This is a genomic window from Methanoregula sp., from assembly GCF_002835825.1.
Taxonomy (GTDB): Archaea; Halobacteriota; Methanomicrobia; order Methanomicrobiales; family Methanospirillaceae; genus Methanoregula.
In genome coordinates this window covers 1-1,331 of sequence record NZ_PIZH01000566.1, presented here as the reverse complement: position 1 = coordinate 1,331, position 1,331 = coordinate 1, and the positions used below count along the sequence as shown (strand labels likewise).

At 53.8% G+C, this 1,331-nt stretch carries 2 protein-coding genes; both read right to left on the bottom strand.

Annotated elements, in window-relative coordinates:
* The coding region (locus CW742_RS13340; protein WP_292421188.1) for an ABC transporter permease at window positions 1–642 on the bottom strand (642 nt) is incomplete at its 3' end.
* A partial coding sequence (locus CW742_RS13335) for a DUF4162 domain-containing protein (protein WP_292421187.1) occupies window positions 639–1,331 on the bottom strand: 693 nt, incomplete at its 5' end. The genes CW742_RS13335 and CW742_RS13340, both read right to left, overlap by 4 nt.

Sequence of the window (1,331 nt, the reverse complement as noted above, 5' to 3'; positions counted from 1 at the left end):
CAGGATCGTACCTCCCATTGCTGCCCGGATTGCATCGATCGCATAACTGAGCGGATTGAGATGAGCGATCGTTGCAAGCCAGGCCGGCATCACACTGTAGGGCATCAGGGCGCTGGACGTGAAAAAGAGCGGCATGGAGATCATCGTGTTGAAGGCTGAATATGAGTCGTGATCCTCAAGGTAGAGTGCAATGGTTGTGGCAAATGCCGAGAGCATGACACCGAAGAGGAAGAGAATGAAGTACGTGAGGCAGTATTGAACAGGATTCATCAGGGTTGCGCCGATAAGAAGCGCAATGGCGAGGATGATGGTTGCCTGGATCAACCCACGGCCGGTGATGAAGAGGATCTTACCGACAAGGATGCTGCTCCGGGGAGTCGGGAGGGCAAGGAACTTGTTAAGGAACCCGAGTATCTTGTCAAACATCAGAAGTGCACCCCCGGAGAGCCCGGCAGAGAGCATGGTCATGACAAGGATTCCCGGTACAATAAAATCGAGATAATTACCGGTAAACTTCACCGGCAGGGCAAGCCCGACGAAGATGAGCCACGCAGCCGGCATGATCAGAGCAGATATGACGGCAACTTTCCCCCGGCCCCATTTGACAAAATCGCGTTTCATGTAGGTAACAGTGCCGTTCATTTTCTCCTCCGCAGCATTGTCCTGAACTTGTTGTAATCGAAAGCATGGGACTCTTCCTGCTGCCCGACAGCCTGAATAAATACGTCATCGAGAGTAGGTTCCCGCAACGACATCGATCTGACGACCCCCCCGGATTTTCCAAGAGCATCAGCCAGAATCGGGAGCGCTTCCCGCCCGTTCTCTGCTGTGAAGGAAACCTCATCATTATTGTTGCCGAGATAAACAATCCCCTCCAGCTCTGGGGGGACAAATGTCCCTTCGACTTTGGCAGTGATGACATCCTTCATCAGCCGTGCCTTGAGTTCCTTAGGTGTACCAAGGGCAGCAATCCGGCCTTTACTGATGATGCCGACCCGGTCGCAGAACTGGTCCGCTTCGTCCATATAATGCGTTGTGACAAAGATCGTCATCCCTTTCTTTCGCAGGGACTGGATATGCTCCCAGATTTTCTTCCGTGCAGCGACATCGAGCCCGATTGTGGGCTCATCGAGGAAGAGGACCTTGGGTTCATGGACAAGCGCCTGGGCAAGTTCGAGCCTCCGCCGCATCCCCCCGGAGTATATCCTGATGAGATCGTCCGCCCTGTCAGTCAGCTCCATAACAGCAAGGACTACATCAACACGGCCTCCTGCATTCGGGACACCGTACAGATCGGCAAAGAACCGGACATTTTCCCGCCCGGTCAGTTT